The sequence below is a fragment of the Paraburkholderia sp. RL17-373-BIF-A genome (genome assembly GCF_046030175.1).
Taxonomy (GTDB): domain Bacteria; phylum Pseudomonadota; class Gammaproteobacteria; order Burkholderiales; family Burkholderiaceae; genus Paraburkholderia.
Genome location: NZ_JARESO010000380.1, coordinates 1 through 605, shown reverse-complemented (window position 1 = coordinate 605; position 605 = coordinate 1). Strand labels below are relative to the sequence as shown.

The window sequence follows — 605 nt, the reverse complement described above, 5'->3', positions numbered from 1 at the left end:
TGGCGTAACGGCGCAGCGCCTCGCTCAGTGGTTCGCAAAGCGCCTCGCATTGGCCAACCCAGCGCCCCATGCTGCCCGGATCGAGCTTGACGCCGTTGCGTTCGGCGATCTGCGATTGCCGGTACAGCGGGGTGTGATCGGCATACTTCGCGACGAGGATGTCGGCCAGCAGGCTCGGATGGGCGATGCTGCGCGTGATCGGCAGGCCCGGCATCGGCTGCTGCGAGATGTGCTCGCCACACGGGCAAACCATCTTGCGCCGGACCGTGCGGATCACCTTGAACATGGCCGCTACCCGTGCGAGCTGCTCTGAACATGCCCTCAGACGGCTGGCCAATGAGCTCGGACGCCAGATCGCACCACTTCCCAACGCTTCCCCGATGCCTTAAATCAACACTCCCAACGTGGGGGTTCATGGAAAGCCCAGCTGCTCGCCCAGAATTGAAAACATGCAGACACATTCGCAATCTGCCGTCACGGCAATGTGAATTACCATACGTCCACACTGGAACTTGCTGAGCGTTCGTGAGCGCCACCTGCCAAGCAACTGGACGCCTACCTCGTCGAACGAACGCCGTTGGCCAACCTGCGAAGAATCTATTGGA

At 61.2% G+C, this 605-nt stretch carries 1 pseudogene; it reads right to left on the bottom strand.

The annotated features are described in order from the left end of the window. Window positions 1–313 (bottom strand): annotated as a pseudogene (locus tag P0D80_RS50970) (IS66 family transposase); the annotation flags it as partial. Between the last annotated feature and the right edge of the window lie 292 nt (window positions 314–605).